Here is a 21,152-nt window from a genome sequence, read left to right as displayed (position 1 = left end):
TGTAACGGCCCTGGTTAAGAAATAACAAAAGGTAGCATCGTTAGGGGGAGTCAGTCAGGATTAACGTCAACGCAAGCAATCCAATGGCGCTTTAATTAATGATAACACCGACTGCCAGCAGCACTTCTATGGCTGTCTGCCCTTCAACGCATCGCCGGGAAGCGTTGCTGCACTTGGCGGCCGTCCATGAACCGGCGCTACAGCCAATGCTGCAAACCGCCTTACAGTCGGCCAAGCAAGCCGATGCCTGGGAGGGGCTGTGGGTCTCTCAGCAACATGGTCGTATTGATGGCGCTATCTGGGTACAGCTGCTTGGCAATACCACGGCGCAGCTATGGCTTCCCCGCCAGCAAGGCCACGTTGCACAAGCGCTGTTACGTGCCGCTTATCGCTGGGTAACCGAGCAGGGGATAACGTTTTGCCATACGGTGTTACCGCCTAGCCATTATGCCTGGGAAGCAACGCTTCTCGCCCACAGCATGACGCGCCTGGCTGAGCTGCATTACCTGTCAGGCAGTATAACCTCCCCACTAGCCTCATCCGCCAATAAGCCAGCGGCCATTCAGCTACAGGCGTTTACAGAGCTGGACGAATCGGCGCAAAAGGCGTTAATCGATGACGTTAGCCAGGAGTCACTAGATTGCCCAGACTTACGCGAAGCGTTGTCTTCTGAAGCCCTATTGGCCGGTTTTTATCAAAAGGCGCCTCAAGCACCCCATCACTGGTATAGCGTTCACGTGGCGGGTCAATCGGTGGGCGTACTACTGCTCTCACCCCTTAAAGACCGCTGCTGGGAGCTTTTATTAATGGGCGTTGTGCCTGAGTGGAGAGGCAAAGGCATCGGACGAGAAGTGTTACAGGCGGCCTTTCGGCTGGCAGCACAACAAGGCGCGACCGAGATGATGCTAACGGTTGATGGCCTCAATACGCCCGCCCTGCGCCTTTACCAGCGGGCAGGGCTTGCCCACTATGCTGAACAGCGGCTGCTTGCCTGGAAAGCGCCGTTTAGCCCTTAAGGGCAAGCTCTTCAGAACGAGTCCTTAAGAGCCGTTGCCAGACTATATTTGTAACAATGAGCAGCCAAAAACCTTAAATGTTTGATGAGGCGCATAAATTTAAGTAAGCCGTTGGCAATGTTCGCCAACGGTTTGATTTTTCTTCTATACTGGAGGCGCTGCACTCAGGAATACTTTTTCAATCATGGAGGAAAAAATGAAAATTCTACTGTGGATTATCATCTTTATTTTTGCGGTCGGTCTACTTACCTTAACGGGCGTTTTTAAGCTTATTTTCTAAATAAGTCTCCGCAAAGCTCATGTTTCGCATGAGCTTTTTGGCTTGTACAATTGTAAATGCTACTTCTATCGCTCGCTTAGTCACCTGACGTTAACAACTGGCGCCATGTCCACTAGAAACAAGGCATACTATTTCTTTAGTGGATGGGCTGTTATCGGTAGCGATTAAAGACGTTACGGATATGGCGACTCACAAGGCAAGCCGTGGGTAGGCTAAAGGGGGCTAGGTGAATTTTAAATACATTGCATGCGTTATTACGGCTTTGGCGTTGTTGCCAGCCAGCACGATGGCTAATGACGAGGCGGCAGTCGAACGCGAAGCGTTGGCTAAACGGCTGGCACCCGTGGGGCAGCTGTGTCTGGAAGGGCAGACGTGCACGTCTGCTGAGGAACCCTTGGCCGCGGTGGATGATTCCCAAACTATGGTTGAAGAGCCCAGTGTCGCCGAGGTGCCCGAGCACGACGGCGAAGCACTTTATGCCCAGGCGAGCTGCGGTGCCTGTCATGCGGCGGGCATTGCGGGCGCCCCGGCCACGGGCGACAGCGCCGCCTGGCCTGCGCGGCTCGCCAAAGGAACTGACGAGCTGTACGCCAGTGCGATTAACGGCCTTGGTGCCATGCCGCCCAAAGGGGGCCGGTTTAACTTTAGTGACGACGAAATTAAAGCAATCGTCGACTATATGATCAGCGAGGTCGAATAAGTTACCCACAGGCAGTTTAATAAGCATGCCTGTGGATAATTTATGTGTGGTTAGAAAGACTGCTGCTTAGTGCGCGTCTTCAGCCTAATAACGTTAAGCTTAATCACCCTCAGCCCAATAAAGAGCGCAGCCCGGCAATTGCATCTTTGCCGCGCTCTTGTTTTTTATCCGGATCTTCCTTGTCGGCGCGACCTTCCCATTCCAGATCTTCCGGGGGGAGTTCCTCTAAAAAGCGGCTGGGCTGACAGTCCATCAGCTCGCCATAGGCTTTGCGCTGGCGGGCAAGCGTAAGCGTTAACGTGCGCCGCGCGCGGGTAATACCCACATAGGCCAGGCGGCGCTCTTCTTCTACCGTGCCCATTTCGATCGCGTTGCGGTGGGGCAGCAAGTCTTCTTCCCAGCCCATCAGATATACGTGAGGAAACTCAAGCCCTTTTGATGCGTGCATGGTAAGGAGCTGCACACGGTCAGAATCATCCTCTTCGGCCTGCTGCTCCAGAATATCGCGCAGTACCAGCCGGGAAATAGCGGCCTCTACGCTATCGGTTTCGGTAGCCTCGGAGGCAGTATCCTCTTCCGGGTCGCGGTTAAGCGACTTTTCTAACTGATCAATCAGAATCCATACGTTGGCCATGCGCCGCTCGGCGATCGTCGGCGCACTGGCGTTCTGGTAGAGCCACGCCTCGTAATCCATATCGCGCAGCATGTCGCGGATGGCGGCGATCGCATCGCCCTGGTCCATGCGCTTGCGCACGCCGTCGATAAAGTGGGTAAAGCGCGAAAGCCGCTCCACCGCGCGGGTGGGCAACACTTGCTCCAGGCCCAACTCATGGCAGGCGGCAAACAGCGAAATCGAGCGCTCGGTGGCGTAGTTGGCAAGCTTCTCAACCGTGCCGGGCCCGACTTCACGGCGCGGCACGTTAACGATACGTAGGAAGGCGTTGTCATCCGCCGGATTGATCAGCAGACGCAGGTAGGCCATGGCGTCCTTGATCTCGTTACGCGAGAAAAACGACGTGCCGCCGGAGAGCTTGTAGGGAATCTGGTAGTGCTGCAGCTTGAGTTCCAGGAGCCTGGCCTGGAAGTTACCCCGATAAAGTACCGCAAAATCCCGCCACTCGGCCTTCTCCTTGATCCGTCGGGTGAGCATTTCGCTGGCCACCCGCTCGGACTCCGCCTCTTCATGACGATTCACGATCACGCGGATCGGCGCACCGTCACCCATATCCGACCACAGGGTCTTGTCGTAGACGTGGGGGTTATTGGCAATTAGCGTGTTGGCAGCGCGCAGGATGGTGGCTGTCGAGCGGTAGTTCTGCTCCAGCTTGATCACCTTGAGCCGCGGAAAATCTTCGCCCAGCGTCACCAGGTTTTCCGGCCGCGCACCGCGCCAGGCGTAGATCGACTGGTCGTCATCGCCCACCACGGTAAAGGTCGAGCGTTCGGCCATCAGAAGCTTTACCAGCAGATACTGGGAGACGTTGGTGTCCTGATACTCATCCACCAGCATGTAGTGGATCTTGCGCCGCCAGCGCTCCAGAGCCTCAGCATCGTTTTTCAACAGCACGACGGGCAGCAGGATCAGATCATCGAAATCCACCGCGTTGTAGGCTTTCAGGTGGCGGTTATAGGCCTCGTACACTCGCGCGGCGAAGTGTTCGTCGTCATCGGCGGCAAAGGAAAGCGCGTCACCCGGCAGCACCAGATCGTTTTTCCAGGTGGAAATCTTGCTCTGCACGGTGTTGATCTGCTCGGCGTCGACCTGAGCATCCTTGTTCATCAGATCGCGCAGCAGCGCCTTGGCATCTTCCGGGTCGAACAGCGAAAAGCCCGGCTTATAGCCCAGGGTTTTTAGCTCGCCGCGAATAATATTGAGTCCCAAGGTATGAAAGGTCGACACCGTCAGGCCATGGCCCTCTTTGCCCTTGAGCATCTGCCCGACACGCTCTTTCATTTCGCGAGCGGCTTTATTGGTGAACGTGACCGCGGCGATTCGGCGCGCGCTCATCCCGCATTCTTGAACCAAATAGGCAATTTTAGTCGTGATAACGCTGGTTTTACCGGAACCCGCCCCTGCCAGCACCAAGCACGGGCCATCAATGTAGCGCACGGCTTCCTGCTGGCGCGGATTAAGGCCCTTGATGCGGGTCAAAATGCTTTGTGGGGTCGATGGCGTCATTAGGCACGTTATCCTTTGCGGTTTTTCATCTACAATCAGCCGTTTCTACGCGCACAACATGGATAGGCAGGTGGTGATGTTTGAAGTAGCGCTGTTTGAACCACGCATGGCGCCCAATACGGGTAACATCATGCGCTTGGTCGCCAATAATGGCTGTCGTTTGCACTTAATTGAGCCGCTCGGCTTTGATCTTGAAGAAAAAAAGCTGCGCCGTGCCGGGCTCGACTATCGTGACCTGGCCAATGTGACTCGTCATGCTGATTTTGCCGCGTTTCAAAAAGCCATGCCGGGACGGCGAATCTGGGCAATTACCACCAAAGGCACGCGGCCCCACAGCGAGGCTGATTTTGCACCGGGAGATGTGCTGCTGTTTGGCTCTGAAACCGCCGGGCTTTCTGCTGAGGTGCATCAAGCGCTGCCAGACGCCCAAAAGCTGCGTATTCCCATGCAGCCCAATAACCGCAGCCTCAATCTTTCCAACGCGGTGGCTATTGTGAGCTATGAGGCGTGGCGCCAGCAAGGTTTTGCTGGCGCACTTGCCACCTAGCTAAATGGCAAATACTAGGCAGAAATGCCGTAACGGTCGCGGTAGGCGCGCACGGCTTCCGCATAGGCGAGCATTTCGCCACCGGCATGCTCTTCAAGGTAAGTGAGCACTTGCTCAAGGGTTACAATGCTCACCACCGGCATGCCGTACTCGGCCTGAACTTCCTGAATAGCGCTCTGTTCGCCCTGACCACGTTCCTGGCGATCAAGGGCAATCATTACACCGCCGGCGCGGGCGCCACTTTGCTCAATCAGACCCATGACCTCGCGGATCGCAGTGCCTGCGGTAATTACATCGTCAATGATCAAAATATCGCCGGCAAGCGGCGCACCTACGATATTGCCGCCTTCGCCGTGGGTTTTGGCTTCCTTGCGATTGAAGGCGTAGGGCATATCCAGATCGTGGTGGTCGGCAAGCGCTGCCGCGGTGACCGCCGCCAACGGAATGCCTTTGTAGGCAGGGCCAAACAGCACGTCGGCTTGCAAACCGCTGTCCACAATGGCCTGGGCATAAAAACGGCCTAGCTTGGCAAGCGCACGGCCTGTCTGGAATAAGCCTGCGTTGAAAAAGTAAGGACTCACTCGTCCTGATTTCAGCGTAAATTCACCAAACTTAAGAACGCCCTGCTCAATGGCAAAAGCAATGAATTCGCGCTGGTAGGTTTGTAAAGTGGTAGCCACGGCGTTCCTCATAAGGCAGTAGGGGTAAGTCGGCACGAAGGCAACAATAAAACACAGGTAAATAGCAAGAATTGGTTTGTCTATTTACCCAAACGTCTAAACGTCGGGTATCATACAGCAGCGACGCAAAAGGGACGATTTATGAAAATTGCCAGCATCAATGTTAATGGTATACGTGATGCCGTCGACCGTGGCTTCCTGGACTGGCTGGCTCAGCAGGATGCCGATGTGGTTTGCGTGCAGAACATCAAGGCAAAAAGTTTTGAATTGGATGATCATATTCTTTATCCGGAAGGCTATGAAGGCTATTTCCTGGATGCGGAAGAGGATGGTTTTTCCGGTGTTGGGCTTTACTGCCGTAAAATTCCCAAGGCGATCATGTATGGTCTGGGCTTTCCACAGTGTGATCACGAAGGGCGCTTTCTGCAGGCGGATTATGACCGCTTCAGTATCGCTACCTTCCTCATGCCTGACGGAAGCGATCAGAAAGCCAAACAGGCGTTTATGGATCAGTACCAGGAATACCTGACGAAGATGTCGCGCAAACGGCGCGAGTACATCATCTGCGGTACCTGGAACATTGCCCATAAAACGGTTGATCTGGCCAACTGGTCTGATAACCAGCTGACGTCTGGTTTTCGCCCGGAAGAACGCGCCTGGATGGATCAGGTGCTCGGCCCAACAGGGTTTATCGACACCTTCCGCGAAATCAATCGCGATGCAGGTGAGTACACCTGGTGGCCGAAGCTCGACCAAGATGTACCGCGTAGCCGTCAGGAAGGCTGGCGGATCGACTATCAGTTAGTCGGCCCCAACTTCCGTCGTCACGTGGTCGACGCATGGATCGATAAAGAGGCGACTTTCTCCGAGTACGCCCCGCTAATTGTCGAGTACGATCTCGCCCTTTAAGCATCTTTCCCGCGTCGTCGTTATCAATGAGCCGACCCAGAGGTCGGCTCATTGAGTTAACGATATTTACACTTCTCTAGCCGCGAATGCCCAGCGCTTCGCGCTGATGCTCAAGTAGCTCAGAGCCTGCCTTTTCGGCAAGATCCAGCATGGCGTTAAGCTCGACACGGCTAAACGCGCCCGCCTCAGCCGTACCCTGCACCTCGATCAGCTCACCGTTTTCGGTCATCACCACGTTCAGGTCGGTATCGGCCTTGCTGTCTTCCGGGTAGTCCAGATCCAGCACCGGCACGCCTTTATAGATACCCACCGAAACCGCGCTGACCAACTGCTTGAAAGGGTCGCTCTTGATCTTCTTCTCACGCTGCAGATAGCGAATCGCATCCATCAACGCCACACAGCCGCCGGTAATCGACGCGGTGCGCGTGCCGCCATCGGCCTGGATCACATCGCAATCCACAGTGATGGTGAACTCGCCCAGCTTCTTCAGGTCGACTGCTGCCCGCAGGCTACGACCAATCAAACGCTGAATTTCCAGCGTACGCCCGCCCTGTTTACCACGGGTGGCTTCACGGCCGCTGCGTGAGTGAGTCGCGCGGGGCAGCATGCCGTACTCGGCAGTGATCCAGCCCTGGTTCTTGCCACGCAGCCAGCGCGGCACGCCCGCTTCGACGCTGGCATTACACAGCACCTTGGTATCACCAAACTCGACCAGCACGGAACCCTCTGCATGGCGGGTGTAATCGCGGGTCAAGCGAATTTCACGGAGCTGGTTGGCTTCGCGGCCACTGGGGCGAACAACATCAGGACGCATAGCACCTCACAATAAGCGCGTTGTTAAGAAAAGGCCGCCATTGTACACGTCTTAACGTTCAAACCCGCGCTTATCGGGTAGACTGAGATAAATGCGTTATTAACAGGATGAACCCATGGCCACTTCAAGCCGCGTACACAGCATGACCGCATTTGCCCGCACCGAGGAGGCCGCCCCTTGGGGCACGCTGCAAGTCGAAATTCGCTCCGTTAACCAGCGCTATCTGGAGCCCCACTTTCGCCTCCACGAGAGCCTGCGTGATCTAGAACCTGTGCTGCGCGAAACTCTGCGTACCCGCCTGGCGCGAGGCAAAGTAGAGTGCAGCGTACGCTTTGAAAGCGCTGAAACCGTGCAGGCTCCGGCGGTTAATTCCACTCGCTTAGCCGCTATCGTTGAGGCACTCAATGCCGTGCAGCAGCAGGTGCCCAGCGCCCTGGCGCCGACGGCGCTTGAACTGCTAAATCAGCCGGGCGTAATGGAAACCCAGCATCTGGACCAGGACGCTATTAAAACGGTTGCCAAGGCGCTGTTTGATCAAGCGCTGGATGAGTTAATCGACGCCCGCGCTCGGGAAGGCGAAAAACTCGCCGAGATGATCGCCACTCGGCTAATGGCGGTAAATGAGCAGGTCGCTACGGTTAAAAGCCTGCTGCCGCAGATTCTGGAACGCCAGCGCGCCCAACTGCTGGAACGCCTGGAAATCGCCAAAACCGAACTCGACCCCCAGCGCCTGGAAGCCGAGCTCGTACTAGTCGCGCAAAAGGCCGATGTAGATGAAGAGCTCGACCGCCTAACCACCCACGTAGGTGAAGTCAGCCGTCAGCTCGCTGAAAAAGGCCCCAAAGGCCGCCGCCTGGATTTCCTAATGCAGGAACTTAACCGCGAAGCCAACACGCTCTCGTCCAAGTCTGTGGTAGCTGAGACGACGCGCTGTGCGGTGGAGTTGAAGGTGTTGATCGAGCAGATGCGCGAGCAGATTCAGAATATTGAGTAAATGATATGAGCCGAGCGACACAGTGGAGTACTAGCGAGGTAGCGTCGATTGTCGTCCAGGTATCGACAGCGCTCGTGTGTTCATTCGGACCATACTGTGTTGCTTGATAGACGATCTCTGGCAGCCGCGCTGGCTCTAACCCGCTAGCGGACGGGGCTTTGATGCCAGCGTGATCCGAAGAAGTGTGCTCAAGTCTCTGTGATGGTCACACGCTATTCATAATGAAGGCTTATATTTGTCATTTTTTCCTCAACGTGGCCCTTTCTCTTAATAAAAAGCAACCGATTGATTATAAAAAATAAAAACCGGTCTGACTGATTCTCCCTACCCAAGAACGTCATTCGAGCTTTTAGCCATTGGTCGATAGTCGCTACCAAGTTGCCGATATGTGCTAACGCCCTCACTCGACGATAAGCACTATGAGTGCTGCTGCATTCGCATAAGACATCGCCGAGGGACGCGTAATGGACAACAACACCAAGATCGATTTTATCTATCTTTCCGAGCAGGACATGATCCGCGCTGGCGTCACCGATATGGCCGCCTGTGTGGATACCATGGAAGAGGTCTTCCATCTGCTTCACATTGGCGATTATCGCATGGCCGGGCCTAATAATGACTCGCACGGCGCGATGATCATGTTCCCAGAAGAGTCGCCCTTTCCCACCATGCCAAAGCCCACTGCGGATCGACGCATGATGGCGATGCCGGCCTATCTGGGCGGCAGCTTCTGCACCTCTGGGGTGAAGTGGTACGGCTCCAACATCGCCAACAAGGAGAAGGGTTTGCCCCGCTCCATTTTGATGTTCACGCTGACCGACCCGCTCCAGCCCGGTTACTGCCAGCGTATCGGAGGAGGGGTTGTTTCCCTGCGCGACGCCCAGGCGCTGCAATCGAAACAACACAACGAGGGCTATCAGACGTTTCTGAGTCAGCATGACGTTGTGGACGTGACCGAAGTGCTGTTTTACATCCAGAGCCGCCCGGTCATAGGTATGTCGCTGCTGCGCAAGTCACGCTACGGACGATTTACCCCGCAGGAGTTTGATACGCTACAGTCGCTTCAGGAAATGCTCCAGCTGGCTGTTTCGACCAGCGCCTTTGAACCCGCTCTGGCGCTTTCCGAGCACGCTCAAGTGGCGTTAACCGAGCGCGAGGCGCAGCTGCTGCCGCTGTTGCGTCAAGGGCTCAGCAACAAGGCCATGGCTCGCGAGCTTGGCATCGCGCCCTCTACGGTCAAGACTCACCTCGACAACCTGTACCGCAAGTTCAACGCCACCAACCGCACCGAGCTGGTTGGGCGGCTTTATCTAGACTGACGTGAAGTGGCATGAGAAGGCAGCTGCTCTCTGGCATCGGAAAAGTACTTCTTGCCTGCCCAAATATCGGTACTGCCTACTACGTAAACGCGCTTTTTTGCCCGTGTCAGGGCAACGTTAAGGAGGTTCGGCTTGCTGGAGGCCCACTCGGCGGCGCCGGGTGACTCTTTTGAAAGGCCCAGTACAAAAATGACGCTGTCCTCTTCCTTGCCTTGGAAGGTATGGACCGTCCCGACCCGTTCACGCAGCCAAGCGCCCCGTTTGTCGCGTCCGCCGAAAACATCGGCGGGCAGCTCTTTTTCTAGGTGCTGCCTGATACCATTAGCCACTGCCTTGAAGGGGGAAATCACATAGACGCTCGGCGGTTTGCCGGTTTTTGCGATATGCGGTTTGAGCATGCGAACCACCTGCTCTGCCTGCGAGCGGACAAAGTGCTTGCCCTGAACGTTGCCTTCTACGTCGAACCAGCGGCTATCGCCTGGGCCTGGCGATAATTTTTCATTCCCATGAAGCATTTTGTCGTTGTAGGCAATGCGATTGGCAATGCTGAACATCGGTTCATCGCAGCGGCGGTGAACGCGTAGCGGGCTACCCACCCAGAATTCATCGGATATCTCGTTCGTACCGTAAGGGTTGGCGCGATCCGCGACGACCTGAACGGATGACACGGTAGGCGACCATTTATACCAGTCGCGGTCGAACTCGCCTTTAGCCATGGCCTCGACCAAGCCGGCAGGTACGGTGAATACCGGCTCGATCTGCAGCGGATCGCCCACCACCACGGCGCGTTTGGCACGCCAGAGCGCCCCAACGGCCTGTTGCGGCGATGCCTGGCCCGCTTCGTCCACGAACAGCCAGCCAATTTCGCCTTCATTCAGCGCCTGGAACTGGTTGGATACCGATGCGAATGTCGATGACACTACCGGCACGATCATGAACAGCATCTGCCAGAGAGCCTTCGCGGCATCACGATCATCCACTCCGCCATTCAGCACTGGCATCAGGGAGCCTACCGTTGGCCAAAGCTTATTGTTCTTATCGGTATAAGCAGCGACAAGCCACGCTTGATGCAGCTCGAAAGCGCGTGCCGTCAGCTGTCCCCGGGCCTGGTTCAGCGCTTGGCAATGGCCAAAGGAAGTGCGCTGCACCTCCGGCATTTCCAAGTCCAGTGCCTCGTCGGGCAGCAGAACATCAGCGTAATTTTCCTTCAGCGGCGCGCATTCGTAGCGCTCCGTTTCCAGCCGTCGCTCTATCGAGGCAAGGCGTTGCTGGCTTACTTCGGCCTGCTGGGTGGCGCGCTGTTCTCTCTGTTTTATCTGCTGAAGTACCGCCCGGTTCTTAAAGTATGCCCCCAATGGCCAGAAAGGCACTTTTGTTGCCTGCCGTTGGCTTTTCCAGAGTGCGATACGCGCAGCAAACCCCTGATGGGCTTCAGCCTTGCGCCGTACTGCATCAGTTTGGGTTTCCAGGCGTTGAAGATCCTGCAGTCGCTTGAGTTCCTTTTGAATCGTTTCGACCTGACGTTCGGCTTCCTTGAAAGCCCGCTGCGCCGAGTGGAAGTCCCGCTTCGCATCGCGGCCTTCCGCCAATGTCTTGAGTGCGGGAACCAGCGTTGAGTAATGCTCGGCATCGTCATGTGCTTCGCACTGGCTGATGGGCTTAAAGAAGGCCCGTTCGCCAAACGTAGTGCGGTTGCCTTTCTTACCCAGCGATGTGGCAATCAGCCCCCAGCACTCCTTACCCGGCGTAAGCGCATCGACGTGCAGTTTTCCGTCGTCCCGCTTGTCATGTTGAGCCGCAAGCTTCTGACCCACCGGCTTCAGATAGGCAAGGTCATGGTACGCCGCGCCCAACGCCTTGGATTGCGGCAGTTCCCGTGTAACGTTCTCGACCGCTGCGTTGTTGCTGGAAGCGACCACCATCTCGAACCCCGTTAGCTCAGGAATAAGAGTCTTGATGGGTTTCAACTGGTCATCGATATTGGCGTACACATCTTCGCCGAATGCCGCACCAGGTGAGGGTAGTGAAGCCAACACCTTGGCACGCTTGACCACGTTGCGCGCTACCAGGTCACGCAGCATCGTCGTCTTGCCGGTGCCGGGCGGGCCGTTGACTGAGTAGAGCCCGGTTTCCGTCAGCGTCTCATCAAGCGTATTGATTGCAAACTGTTGCATCAGACTCATCGATTGCTCATCTTCGCCTGGCCAGCGCCCCGCTGGCATGCGGTTTAACGCCAGGTTGCGCATCAGCAGCGAGCGGCCTTCGGGCTTCAGCAGGTCAGGGTGGCGGTCGCACTCACCCTGAAGATATCGCGCCAGCGGCGAGCCGGGTGCCAACCCTTTCGTTTTGGCTTGCTCAATAACCGTTTCCAGGTCGCGAATGAAGAAGCTGTTGAGAATAGCAATCTCGTTGATCGAAGGCGGCTCTTCGTCTGATGGCGCAGCGGTCTTCTGGCTTGCGGATGCGCCTTGATGCGTGGATTCCAAGCGAGGGGGAAGCGCGCCCACCGCTGACCACTCCTGCGCGCTATAAGGGTTGCCCGCTGCGCCCGCTGCCGATTCAACGTTAGCGCCTGGCTTGCCCCTAAGCAGCTGGACGACCAGTGCTGGCGCCTCGTCCTGAGGAGAAAATGCTGTCCAGCTCTGCATTGCCTTGAGCATTTCGATCAGCTCAAAGGTCGTAAGCCTGAGTGGCAGCCCATGTTCGCGCTTGAGGTTATCTGCAACCGTCAGGATGGTGTCCAGTCGTTGCTGAAATACGTCCGTTGCTTCCTTGAATGCCTTGCTCGTGACGTCATCTAGCGTCCCCTGCTGCAATGCACCCAGCATCCACGGCGCTGTGGAAATGGCAAAACTCCCGCGATCCACGACCCCGTTTTCATCAACCTCTACTGTCATCGAGCAGGTCAGCCCCTCATCGCGGCTGCGCTCCACCCAGGCCTCGGTCTTTTCCGGATACGCGTCACGTGCGACACGGAAAATTTCACTGCGTGCGAACAAGCCTAGGTAGAGCTTGAAACGGTAGGTTTTCTCAGGCCGATAGTCTTTCCCGGCGCATCGAACCCGTTCTGGGTTCAACCACGGCAGGCCGTTCGGCGTTTCCAGCAGCTCGCCACTGCGGTAGTGAATGGCGCCCTTGCCGTGATCGATATCCTTGAGCTCGGCAGATTCGAAAAACTCGACCTTGTGCCAAAACGACAGAATGCGCTCGGCCTGGGCGGCCGTTGATGAAACGGAGGAGATCATGCCGTCGCCTTCTTCCTTGTGCGTTTTACAGGCGCTTTCGCTGCCCGCTCGGCTTTGATGCGCTCGAGCAGCGCCTCGGCGCTGTTCTCACCGCTGATCAGCTCCGGATTGTCTTCCCGCCACTGTGTAGTCAGCTCGCCGCGAAACGCTTTGGCGAGGATGGACTGGGTGAGCTGGTTGACGCGTTCCAGGGCGCTATTGACCTGGCGCTCGATGGTGTCGGCGTAGGCGAAGAGTTGATCGACCCGGCGGACGATTTCGGTTTGTTCTGTTATTGTGGGGTGAGGAAATGGCAATGTTTTAATACGGCTCAATGCAAGTTTGCCCTGGGCTGCGGATTTTGTTTCTAGCCGAATTAATTGCTGAAGATACTCGCTTCTTAACCACGCGCTTAAGTATTTAGGACTCAGATCAATTTTGAAATTCGTTATTTTTGCGGCATTTTCGGTGAGGTTTGCACCATCATGGCTGCCTGGAATAATACCGGCGTCACCAATTGATGCACCAACAATTGTGATGTAAGCGTCCCCAGGATTCACTGTGTACCGACTTATCGTCTTTTGTACAGATTCCGTGATGTAGAGTTGGATATTTCTGCCATTCTCACCACTGATAACGGTACCGTCCTTAAGTTGACCAGCACGTATATACGGAAAGCCGGTGTTCTCATAGACAAGCTCTTCTCCTTTCGGGATACGTTTCCCGCCCTTCACATCTGCAACATCACCAATAGTAGTGGCGGTCCAGCTTTTTGGTATTTCAAAAGATTCAAAGCATTGATTCTCGATTGAGCCTCTCCACTCCTCCGTCAACCGCCCACTCACCGCCGCTGCCAGCACGGATTGGCGAAAGCGTTTGAGAATCTCGGGAATGCGCTCGAGGCGGGTTTGGGTGTTGTCCACCTGCGCCAGCAGGGTGTCGAGCTTATCGGCGATGACCTTTTGTTCGGCAGTAGGAGGTAGCGCAATTGGAAAGGCTTCAACATAAGCACGTGGAACTCGGCGCAGGCCTACAGCGCCGGTCATGTTCTGCGCGCCCTGCTGCATAAAAGGCTGACTTTTAATGATCGCAAAAATCAGTGTTGATGAAATGTTTTTACTAACAGGCCTGAGAACATAAAACTCTGAACTGCCTGCTCCAATACCATTAGGCAAACCACTAACAACAGAAGCTTTGCCGTTCTCGAAACAAGGGGTCACTTTGGCGAATATGACATCCCCATTTGCAAAGTTGGTATAGGACTTTTTAATTTCACCCCACAGTTTTTCTTCAAAATTCAAAGTACCGTGGTAACTAGTAGGAGCCAAAGCCATGGGAACGAATCCAGCCACTTGCTCGGCGTTTGCTTCATTCTTTGGATTCAGCGTAACGATATCGGCTAGTGAGCAGTGTGCCCAGCCTATTGGTATGTTGTTTGGCTCCGTCATGCCTCATTCTCCAAGGCTGAGATCAGAGCTTCTAACTCACCAATAGCTGCTGTCAGCTCACTCATCGCCTCCCCGGCCAGCACTTCGGGTGCGGGCAGGTCCGCGGCATCGACACTGTCCTTGTCCTTCAGCCAGCTGATATCCAGCGAGTCGCCTTTGGTATCGCGAATCCACTCGCGGCTGAAACAGCGCCAGCGGGATTTGGCGAGGCGGTCATCGCTCACACCCTGGTTTTCGTCCGCGGCCTCAGCATCGACGGCGATCTCTTCGGCGTTGAATGACCACTCGCCTTCCTGGCGGGGGCTCCGGCCATTGGGGTCTTCGCCATACACGGCCTCAAACGGGGTCAGGTGCTGCTTGCCAAACGGCGTGCGCTTGCCGAAGCTCGGCATATTGGTGCGCAGGTCGTAGACCCAGATGTTGTCGGTGCAGCCGGTGTCCTGATATTTATTTATCGCGCTTCCCTTGGTGAAGAACAGCACGTTGGTCTTTACGCCCTGGGCGTAGAAGATACCGGTGGGCAGGCGCAGAACGGTGTGCAGGTGGCACTTGTCCATCAGGTCACGGCGCACCTCCGCCCCTACGCCAGCCTCGAACAGCACGTTGTCCGGCAATACCACCGCGGCGCGGCCGCCGGGCTTGAGGTTGCGGTAGATGTGCTGCAAGAAAGCGAGCTGCTTGTTGCTGGTTTTAAACGTCAGGTCATCGCGGGTAATGCTGGCATCACCGCCCTTGCTGGTGCCAAAGGGCGGGTTGGCGAGGATCACGTCGGCCTTGGCAAGGCCCGCCCCGGCTTGGCCCAGGGCGTTGCCCAGGTGCACTACGCCCTCGTCGTCGCCCTCCATACCGTGAAGCAGACAGTTCATCAGCGCCAGGCGCCTTGTGCCGGGCACCAGCTCGATGCCGGTAAAGGCCTTGTTCTTTTGAAACGCCTGATCACGGGCCTCTAGATCGAACAGGGCATCAGTCTGATTCTTAATATAGCGGTCTGCGGCGATCAGAAAGCCGGCCGTGCCGGCCGCTGGATCCTGCACGATTTCTCTAGGCTGCGGCTTGATACAGCGCACCATCGAGTCGATCAGCTCGCGCGGCGTAAAGTACTGCCCGGCGCCGGATTTGGTCTCGTTGGCGTTCTTCTCCAAAAGCCCCTCATAGAGATCGCCCAGGCCATCTTCCTGAATACTGAACCAGTCGATGCCGTCGAGCGCCTTGATCATCTGCTCCAGGTGGCGCGGTTCGCGCAGCCGGGTCTGGGCGTCGGCGTAAATCGCACTGATCAGCGGGTCGGCATGCACCACGTAACCGTTGCCATCGCGGCCGCTGGAAAGGCTCAGCAGAATGCGCTTGTAGTCATCCAGCAGGTTAAGGCCGGATTTGTTGTTTAGGTCCGTCCAGCGGCAGCCTTCGGGTAGCGGGTGGCGCTCCAGCGTGCCCGCCTCGGTATTCTCGTGAACCATCTTGATGAACAGCAAAAGCACCAGCTCAGTGACGTAGTCCGAGTAGTTGATACCGTCGTCGCGCAGCACATCGCAGAGGTTCCAGAGCTTTTGAACGATGTCGTTGTTGGTCATGAATTAGCCTGTCGCCCTGCCGAAATGGCCAGGGGGTGAATAGATAAGAAAAATGTTAAGCAAGTTGCCCGGTAAGCGCACGGCCTACCTCGATGACAGAGGCATTGGTGGCCGCCTGAAGTACCGGACGGGAAAACAGCACCGCATAGGCGCCGGGCTCGGTGTGATGCGCCGCCAACTGGGGGTGTAGTCGCGCTTTCAACTGTTGGGCCGTTTCGTGGTCGTTTACGCGCTCGCCCAGCACCTCTAAAAGCGCCCCTTCGAGGCAGGTAGGGGACCAGAGTATCAGGCGAAACCCTTGCTTTCTGGCCTTGTCGCGCTCCTGCTGCGAGATGGCTACATCCGAATCCAGCACGATAAAGCGCTGGTCGAAGTCCTGATGGGCGTACTTTCTGGCGGCGTTGTCGATGATATTACCCGGTGAGCCGCCGGACTGCTTTTCGATTTTCGGGCGAATGGCTTGCGAGGCCCGCAATTGCCCGTACATGTGTTTGATGAAGGCTTGATCATCTGGGCCTTCACCGACGACCAGGAGCGTGGTCTGGCTGGCCTGATGCTGGGGGCGCTTTCGAGAGGCGTGTTTTCTGGCCATCGGGTCACAGCTCCGGCGTGGCGCCCAAGGCCCCGGCCATATATTTGGCGTAGAGGTTGTCGTCGGCGCGTAGCCCCGTCATGTCGTCCAACCGCCAGGCCTCGCTCTGCTGGTTGCGCTTCGCGACCAGATACACCTGATGCTTCTGTAGCAGGTTCAAAACCTCCGGCGTGTGGCAGGTAAAGATCAACTGCGCCTGATGGGGGTTGGTGTGCTCGAACTCAAACCACTCCAGAAGGTGCGGCATCAGGTGCGGGTGAAGGTCGTTGTCGATCTCGTCGATCACGGCGATGCCGCCGTTATGCAGCGTTTTCAGGATCGGTTCGAGCAGGACGAAGGCGGACTGGGTGCCGCTGGACTCTTCAAAGAAAGAGAGCTCGAAGGAGCGGCCATCCTCATAAGTATGCTTACCAAGGGGTATATAGACCTCTTTCTCTTGGCCTGAGTCGTCACTCATGATGAGCTTTTGAATATCGACACTGTTTAATCCAAGATCAAATTCACACATGGCAGTTGACATGCGTTTAAGCAATTCAGGTGACTTGTGAAATTTTTCTGCAGCTTTCAGCAGTTTCCCATGCTGGAAATGCTGACGCCCAGTATTATTAATATTAGTCTCGATGCGGGAAAAAAAGTCTATAAAAGGCTTTGCCGCCTCAACATCAAAACTATGCGCCGCACTGATCAATGAGGCATTACCGCGCAGCTTTTCCGCTTGTGACTTGGGGAAGGGGAACCCCTTTTGCTTGAAGTCATAACCTTTCTCACGTTTCTCGCGCTTGAAAAGATAGCTGTACTGGCTGCTGGTTTTTTCGTAAAGCGCCTCAAACAGCACTTCCTTAGAGGTGAGTTCGAGCATATAGCGGTAATCGGTACCTGCTATCATACACTCAAGCTCGAAGCTGCTGGGGGACTCGTCGTAGAGTAAATGCGCGGCGAAGGGAATGTCGCGCTCGGGGTCGTTACCCAAGAAGGAATTGGCGACAAACCAGCGCAAAAATGCCAGCGGCTTGAGCAGCTGCGTTTTACCCGAGCCATTGGCGCCGACCACGGCGATCGCTTTATTGTAACGCTCGCCATCCACGTCGATGTCGTACCCCGAGGGCGTCGGCTTCTTGCCCAGGGCAAAGTCGATGACGGTCTCATCGGCAAAGCTGTAGAAGTTCTTGAAGCTCAGGTTTTTGATCATATTCGGGGATAACCAACGAAATTTTGTTGATTGTGGTTCTTTATCGCAATCGGAGCAAGAGTAGTTGATGTATCGATATGGCACTCGTCGCGATTACGCGTGCCGCTGGGGCCACATCGCCTCATTGAGTTCTTCCAGCACGCTATCCAACTGGTCATCAAGCACCTTATCAAGCTGTTTGGCGCCACCGGGCAGGGCGGGGAGTTGGTTGACCGTCTCGCGGTCGAGAATCACTTCATGTATTAGCTGTTTGGCTAGGCGCTCCAACCATTTCCTCTGCACGGGTGTCCAGACGTGCTGAGTATAAATACGCTCCATGGCCATATACACACGCTGTTCGAACGGGACCAACGCCTCGCCTAATGCGGCACGCCGAATATGCCCGATGATACTGGCCGCAATGTTTTGATTGGTTTGGTTGCGCACCGCCGTTTGCAGGTTGGCTTCGGAGTAGCCGTGGTTATCCAGCAGCAAACGCACTTGCTTGAGTTCTTCGCGAGTCAGGTCACGAGGTTGATTGACTACCGTCGCCAGGGCCGCCGAGTCGTTAAGGTTCTCGCGAATGAAGGCTTCGAAGCTCTCCAGATAATCTTCCGGGCGCTTGTGCACGCCGTAGCTTTGAGTACGTTCGCGAATTTCGTCTTCGTGTTCGGAGATTAGCGGCATGCGCTCGCTGCCCATCAGCGCTTTTACATCCGCTAACTGATGAAGTAATCCCGAATGCTGCTGGACGAACTCGGCGGCCTTGACCGGCCCCAGTTGCAAGAGATGTTTATGCAGTGACTTGGGCGGCACTTCCCACAACGCTTCCAACTCATCGAGCTTTTGGCGTACTGCCGGTTTGTGCTCGGCGGTGTTTTCTGCTTTGCGCAGTATCCGCATCAGCTTCTGACTGAGCTGGCTGAGCACCACGTGAGCCTGACTCTCATCTGGCTGCTCGCCAGGCGAATTCAACGCCTGCTCAAGCCGGTCCGGGGCCGTCAGCTCATGGGTTAGCTGCTCAAGCGTCACGTTGGGATCTTTGACCAGCGGCTTCATGGTGCTGACTTCTGCCAGCGCGGCGTAAATATCCACGGGATCGTAAATGCGAAACACGGTTTTGCCAATCTCATCGCAGCGCCGCGTAGCACGACCGATCATCTGCTCGTAAAGAATGCGCGATTTCACCCGGCGCATGAATACCAGATGGCAGATTTTGGGCACGTCGATACCGGTCGTCAGCAGGTCGACGGTGATCGCTATGTTGGGATAGCGTTCGTTTTTGTACTGGCGAATCAGTTGCCCGGCCTTGTCGCTCTTGCCGGTAATCTTCTCAACGGCGGCTTGCGAATAGTCGTGGTCGTAAAGAGCCTTGAATGCCGTATCCAGCTGGCGCTTGACCATGTCAGCATGGCGATCAGAAGCGCAGAAGATCAGCGTTTTCTCGTCACCGAAGGGGTCCAGCTCTTTGGCCAGTTGCTCGCAGATAACCCGATTGAAGTCGTCGTTGATGACGCGTCGGTTGAAGGCCTCGACCTCAAAGTTCAGCTCATCGTCCAGCTCTGCGCTTTCAAGCTCACCGGTTTGTGTATTAACGACGTGAACGGTTTCACCCTTCTCGAAGGTAATGCCTTTCTGGGTGAGCAGGGTTTCATAGCGAACGGGCGGCTCGTGGTCGATTAGCCAATCATCGGCAACCGCCTCACGGTAAGAATACGTATACACCGGCTTGCCAAAGATCTCGCTGGTGTGTCGGGCGGGCGTTGCGGTGAGGGCGATCTTCACTGCATCGAAGTATTCGAGCACCCGCCGGTAGCTGGAGAGATACTGGCGTGCGTCACGTGTCGCCAGCTCGCCTTCGGTCATTTCCTGGTCCAGCGTGTAGCCACGGTGGGCTTCGTCGATGATGATGCAATCGAACTGATCTACCGGCGGTGGTGCATCACTGGCGAAGACGCGTTTGACCATCGCCTGTACCGTGGCGACCTGAACGCGAGTTTCGGCCTCTGCCGCCATATCGCCAAGTTCGGCGACGTTGTAGATGGTCGAGAGCGTCTGGTTCTGCTCGAGTCTTGCTTCATCGAAAGCCCCCAAGGCTTGCTCGCCGAGTGCCGTGCGGTCGACCAGAAACAGAATCCGCTTGAAGCGCTCCGCCTTGAGGAACCGATACATCAGGCCGATAATCGTGCGCGTCTTGCCGGTCCCGGTGGCCATGGCCAACAGTGCCTGTCGTCCGCCCTGAGAGAGACGCCTTTCCGTCGCCGCGATGGCCTTTTGCTGATAGTCGCGCAGCCCAAGGTAGCCAAACGGTTCCTGCGCCAGCTGCTGCTCGGCCTCAGCTTGGCTGCGCTTGAGTTTATCTACAAGCCCCACGGGCGAATGAAACGTCTGTAGGGCACGCTTTAGATGGCTAGGCTCGCGAACATCTCGAAACCAGGTGCCTGACTGTTCTAGCTGCTGAGGAATGTAGGGGCGGCCATTGCAGGAGTAGACGAAGGGTATCTTGTAGTGCCCCTCGGCTTCATCGGCCCAGGCAACCGTCCGGCCCGCCAGTTCCCAAGCGCTGGTCAACGGTGAGGTGACCGTTATGCCGCGGCTGTAACGTTCCGCCTGCCCGATCTTGCCAGCAACGTTGATGTTTTCTTTTTTGGCTTCCACTACTGCCAGCGGCGTCAGGCCATGGAACAGCACATAATCAGCCTTTTCATTGCCTGTGGTCGGCCATTCGGCAATGGCGCGATTGATGCCTTTTTCGGGTCTGACGCCTTTTTTGTAGGTCAGCATCTGCGTGTCGGCTTCCCAACCCGCCTCCACTAACTGTTGATCGATTAGAATGCGGGTCAACTCTTCATTGAGCACGATCTGCTGGCTGGCGGCCTGAGTCTGTTGAGCGACCTTCACGCGCTGCGAAGATACCTTTGATGCATCCTGCTGCAATAACTGCTGCTGCAATGTTTGGATCTTCTGCTCGTAAGCCTTCTGTTGGGCCGCCAGGGCCTGCTCGTGATCTTTTGCTTCCTGTGCCTTCTGGCGGGACTCTTCATCCATCGCTAGCGCCAGTTCTTCATACTCGGCGCGCTCCCGGGCGATCAATTCATTGAACTGCTGGCTGGATTCAAGCTGTACGTTGGCTTCTTGCAGTTCGCCTTTGAGCTTTTCGATATCGGTATGCAACGTCTGGAGCTGACGGCTGGGGTCGACGGGGGGAATAAAAGTCCCCGCCTTGAACTGGACGCCTGCCTGGCTGAACGATTGGTGAAACCAGATCGCTAAAGCCCGGGCGACCTTCAGCCCCTCCATGGCTTCCCGGTGCTGCGTTCTGAACTGATGCGTGGCTTTATTACCCTCAATGCGTAGGGTGTGAAACAGCTCACGCACGACCGGCTCAAAATGTAGCGTTTTGTCGAGACGAAGAAGAAGATCCAACTGGGAGGTTTGTTCATCGAATTCGACACCCGATTGCGCGGCGATGTGCTGGGCGATAGCCTCACCGAACTGGCGCAGCTTAATCAGGGTGGTGTTGGGGTCGTTGGAAAAAGCATGCTCAGCGGCGCTGGCAAGTTCGACAAACAGTGCATCGTGTTCTGCTAAAAAGCCAAAATTGGTGGGAGGATGGGGTGATGTCATTAAATTTACTCTCCACGTTTTTGTAATATGGCTTTGTCGCTACTGCAGAATCAAAAGTCATACTAATCAAATAGAGAATGCTTG

15 protein-coding genes are annotated in these 21,152 nt (G+C 55.9%); 6 read left to right on the top strand and 9 right to left on the bottom strand.

Going from position 1 to position 21,152, the window contains the following annotated elements; genetic code table 11:
• Nucleotides 1–98: 98 nt before the first annotated feature.
• Both ACT3XD_RS05125 and ACT3XD_RS05120 read left to right on the top strand, forming a co-directional pair.
• Nucleotides 99–1,016, top strand: a complete 918-nt coding sequence (locus tag ACT3XD_RS05125) for a GNAT family N-acetyltransferase (protein WP_192536792.1) — start codon at nucleotides 99–101, stop codon at nucleotides 1,014–1,016.
• Nucleotides 1,017–1,522: 506 nt separating this feature from the next.
• Entirely contained in the window at nucleotides 1,523–1,996 is a 474-nt protein-coding gene (locus ACT3XD_RS05120) for a c-type cytochrome (protein WP_318782729.1), read from the top strand.
• A gap of 109 nt (nucleotides 1,997–2,105) precedes the next feature.
• Here the strand turns inward: ACT3XD_RS05120 and rep are convergent, their stop codons facing one another.
• Nucleotides 2,106–4,175, bottom strand: a complete 2,070-nt coding sequence (rep, locus tag ACT3XD_RS05115) for a DNA helicase Rep (RefSeq protein ID WP_192536793.1) — start codon at nucleotides 4,173–4,175, stop codon at nucleotides 2,106–2,108.
• 76 nt (nucleotides 4,176–4,251) lie between these two features.
• Between rep and ACT3XD_RS05110 the strand changes: the two genes are divergently transcribed.
• Complete coding sequence (locus tag ACT3XD_RS05110; protein WP_018918454.1) at nucleotides 4,252–4,722, top strand: tRNA (cytidine(34)-2'-O)-methyltransferase; 471 nt, start codon at nucleotides 4,252–4,254, stop codon at nucleotides 4,720–4,722.
• A 14-nt stretch (nucleotides 4,723–4,736) separates the two neighbouring features.
• Here the strand turns inward: ACT3XD_RS05110 and pyrE are convergent, their stop codons facing one another.
• On the bottom strand, nucleotides 4,737–5,402 hold the full coding sequence (gene pyrE / locus ACT3XD_RS05105; RefSeq protein ID WP_192536794.1) for an orotate phosphoribosyltransferase: 666 nt from the start codon (nucleotides 5,400–5,402) through the stop codon (nucleotides 4,737–4,739).
• 141 nt (nucleotides 5,403–5,543) lie between these two features.
• Between pyrE and ACT3XD_RS05100 the strand changes: the two genes are divergently transcribed.
• The gene (locus tag ACT3XD_RS05100; RefSeq protein WP_018918456.1) at nucleotides 5,544–6,311 is read left to right on the top strand and encodes an exodeoxyribonuclease III; all 768 of its coding nucleotides are present in this window, start codon (nucleotides 5,544–5,546) and stop codon (nucleotides 6,309–6,311) included.
• Nucleotides 6,312–6,387: 76 nt separating this feature from the next.
• Here ACT3XD_RS05100 and rph read toward each other — a convergent pair whose 3' ends face one another.
• The gene (gene rph, locus ACT3XD_RS05095) at nucleotides 6,388–7,125 is read right to left on the bottom strand and encodes a ribonuclease PH (RefSeq protein WP_192536795.1); all 738 of its coding nucleotides are present in this window, start codon (nucleotides 7,123–7,125) and stop codon (nucleotides 6,388–6,390) included.
• Between the two features lie 115 nt (nucleotides 7,126–7,240).
• Here rph and ACT3XD_RS05090 point away from each other — a divergent pair, with 115 nt between their 5' ends.
• Together ACT3XD_RS05090 and ACT3XD_RS05085 are read left to right on the top strand one after the other, a co-directional pair.
• Nucleotides 7,241–8,119: a YicC/YloC family endoribonuclease gene (locus tag ACT3XD_RS05090; protein ID WP_192536796.1), complete on the top strand. Its 879-nt coding sequence runs from the start codon at nucleotides 7,241–7,243 to the stop codon at nucleotides 8,117–8,119.
• 464 nt (nucleotides 8,120–8,583) lie between these two features.
• Nucleotides 8,584–9,438, top strand: a complete 855-nt coding sequence (locus ACT3XD_RS05085; protein WP_192536797.1) for a LuxR C-terminal-related transcriptional regulator — start codon at nucleotides 8,584–8,586, stop codon at nucleotides 9,436–9,438.
• On the opposite strand, the gene ACT3XD_RS05080 is transcribed toward ACT3XD_RS05085, so the two are convergent.
• The 6 genes from ACT3XD_RS05080 to hsdR form a co-directional block, all read right to left on the bottom strand.
• The gene (locus ACT3XD_RS05080) at nucleotides 9,426–12,683 is read right to left on the bottom strand and encodes a DEAD/DEAH box helicase (RefSeq protein ID WP_192536798.1); all 3,258 of its coding nucleotides are present in this window, start codon (nucleotides 12,681–12,683) and stop codon (nucleotides 9,426–9,428) included. The two genes, ACT3XD_RS05085 and ACT3XD_RS05080, sit on opposite strands and share 13 nt — an antisense overlap.
• Nucleotides 12,680–14,110 carry a restriction endonuclease subunit S gene (locus ACT3XD_RS05075; RefSeq protein WP_192536799.1) on the bottom strand — a complete coding sequence of 477 codons (1,431 nt, stop codon included), beginning with the start codon at nucleotides 14,108–14,110 and terminating at the stop codon, nucleotides 12,680–12,682. The genes ACT3XD_RS05080 and ACT3XD_RS05075 overlap by 4 nt, the downstream gene beginning before the upstream one ends.
• Nucleotides 14,107–15,681: a class I SAM-dependent DNA methyltransferase gene (locus ACT3XD_RS05070; RefSeq protein ID WP_192536800.1), complete on the bottom strand. Its 1,575-nt coding sequence runs from the start codon at nucleotides 15,679–15,681 to the stop codon at nucleotides 14,107–14,109. Before ACT3XD_RS05070 ends, ACT3XD_RS05075 begins: the two co-directional genes overlap by 4 nt.
• Before the next feature lie 55 nt (nucleotides 15,682–15,736).
• On the bottom strand, nucleotides 15,737–16,273 hold the full coding sequence (locus ACT3XD_RS05065) for a hypothetical protein (protein ID WP_192536801.1): 537 nt from the start codon (nucleotides 16,271–16,273) through the stop codon (nucleotides 15,737–15,739).
• A 4-nt stretch (nucleotides 16,274–16,277) separates the two neighbouring features.
• Entirely contained in the window at nucleotides 16,278–17,462 is a 1,185-nt protein-coding gene (locus ACT3XD_RS05060; RefSeq protein WP_192536802.1) for an AAA family ATPase, read from the bottom strand.
• A gap of 93 nt (nucleotides 17,463–17,555) precedes the next feature.
• Nucleotides 17,556–21,068 (bottom strand): type I restriction-modification system endonuclease, encoded by a 3,513-nt coding sequence (gene hsdR, locus ACT3XD_RS05055; RefSeq protein ID WP_192536803.1) that lies wholly within the window; start codon nucleotides 21,066–21,068, stop codon nucleotides 17,556–17,558.
• Nucleotides 21,069–21,152 lie beyond the last annotated feature (84 nt).

The sequence above is a fragment of the Halomonas sp. AOP7-B1-5 genome (assembly GCF_052353045.1).
GTDB classification, from domain to species: domain Bacteria; phylum Pseudomonadota; class Gammaproteobacteria; order Pseudomonadales; family Halomonadaceae; genus Vreelandella; species Vreelandella colorata.
The sequence above is the reverse complement of the archived record's forward strand: the minus strand, read 5'-3'. Positions and strand labels throughout refer to the sequence as shown.

Bases quoted from the DNA above. Each gene is read 5' to 3' on its own strand.
- rep (WP_192536793.1), bottom strand. From the start codon at position 4,175: ATGACGCCATCGACCCCACAAAGCATTTTGACCCGCATCAAGGGCCTT.
- ACT3XD_RS05100 (WP_018918456.1), top strand. From the start codon at position 5,544: ATGAAAATTGCCAGCATCAATGTTAATGGTATACGTGATGCCGTCGAC.
- ACT3XD_RS05065 (WP_192536801.1), bottom strand. From the start codon at position 16,273: ATGGCCAGAAAACACGCCTCTCGAAAGCGCCCCCAGCATCAGGCCAGC.
- ACT3XD_RS05080 (WP_192536798.1), bottom strand. From the start codon at position 12,683: ATGATCTCCTCCGTTTCATCAACGGCCGCCCAGGCCGAGCGCATTCTG.
- ACT3XD_RS05125 (WP_192536792.1), top strand. From the start codon at position 99: ATGATAACACCGACTGCCAGCAGCACTTCTATGGCTGTCTGCCCTTCA.
- ACT3XD_RS05090 (WP_192536796.1), top strand. From the start codon at position 7,241: ATGGCCACTTCAAGCCGCGTACACAGCATGACCGCATTTGCCCGCACC.
- ACT3XD_RS05110 (WP_018918454.1), top strand. From the start codon at position 4,252: ATGTTTGAAGTAGCGCTGTTTGAACCACGCATGGCGCCCAATACGGGT.
- rph (WP_192536795.1), bottom strand. From the start codon at position 7,125: ATGCGTCCTGATGTTGTTCGCCCCAGTGGCCGCGAAGCCAACCAGCTC.
- ACT3XD_RS05085 (WP_192536797.1), top strand. From the start codon at position 8,584: ATGGACAACAACACCAAGATCGATTTTATCTATCTTTCCGAGCAGGAC.
- ACT3XD_RS05070 (WP_192536800.1), bottom strand. From the start codon at position 15,681: ATGACCAACAACGACATCGTTCAAAAGCTCTGGAACCTCTGCGATGTG.
- hsdR (WP_192536803.1), bottom strand. From the start codon at position 21,068: ATGACATCACCCCATCCTCCCACCAATTTTGGCTTTTTAGCAGAACAC.
- ACT3XD_RS05075 (WP_192536799.1), bottom strand. From the start codon at position 14,110: ATGACGGAGCCAAACAACATACCAATAGGCTGGGCACACTGCTCACTA.
- ACT3XD_RS05060 (WP_192536802.1), bottom strand. From the start codon at position 17,462: ATGATCAAAAACCTGAGCTTCAAGAACTTCTACAGCTTTGCCGATGAG.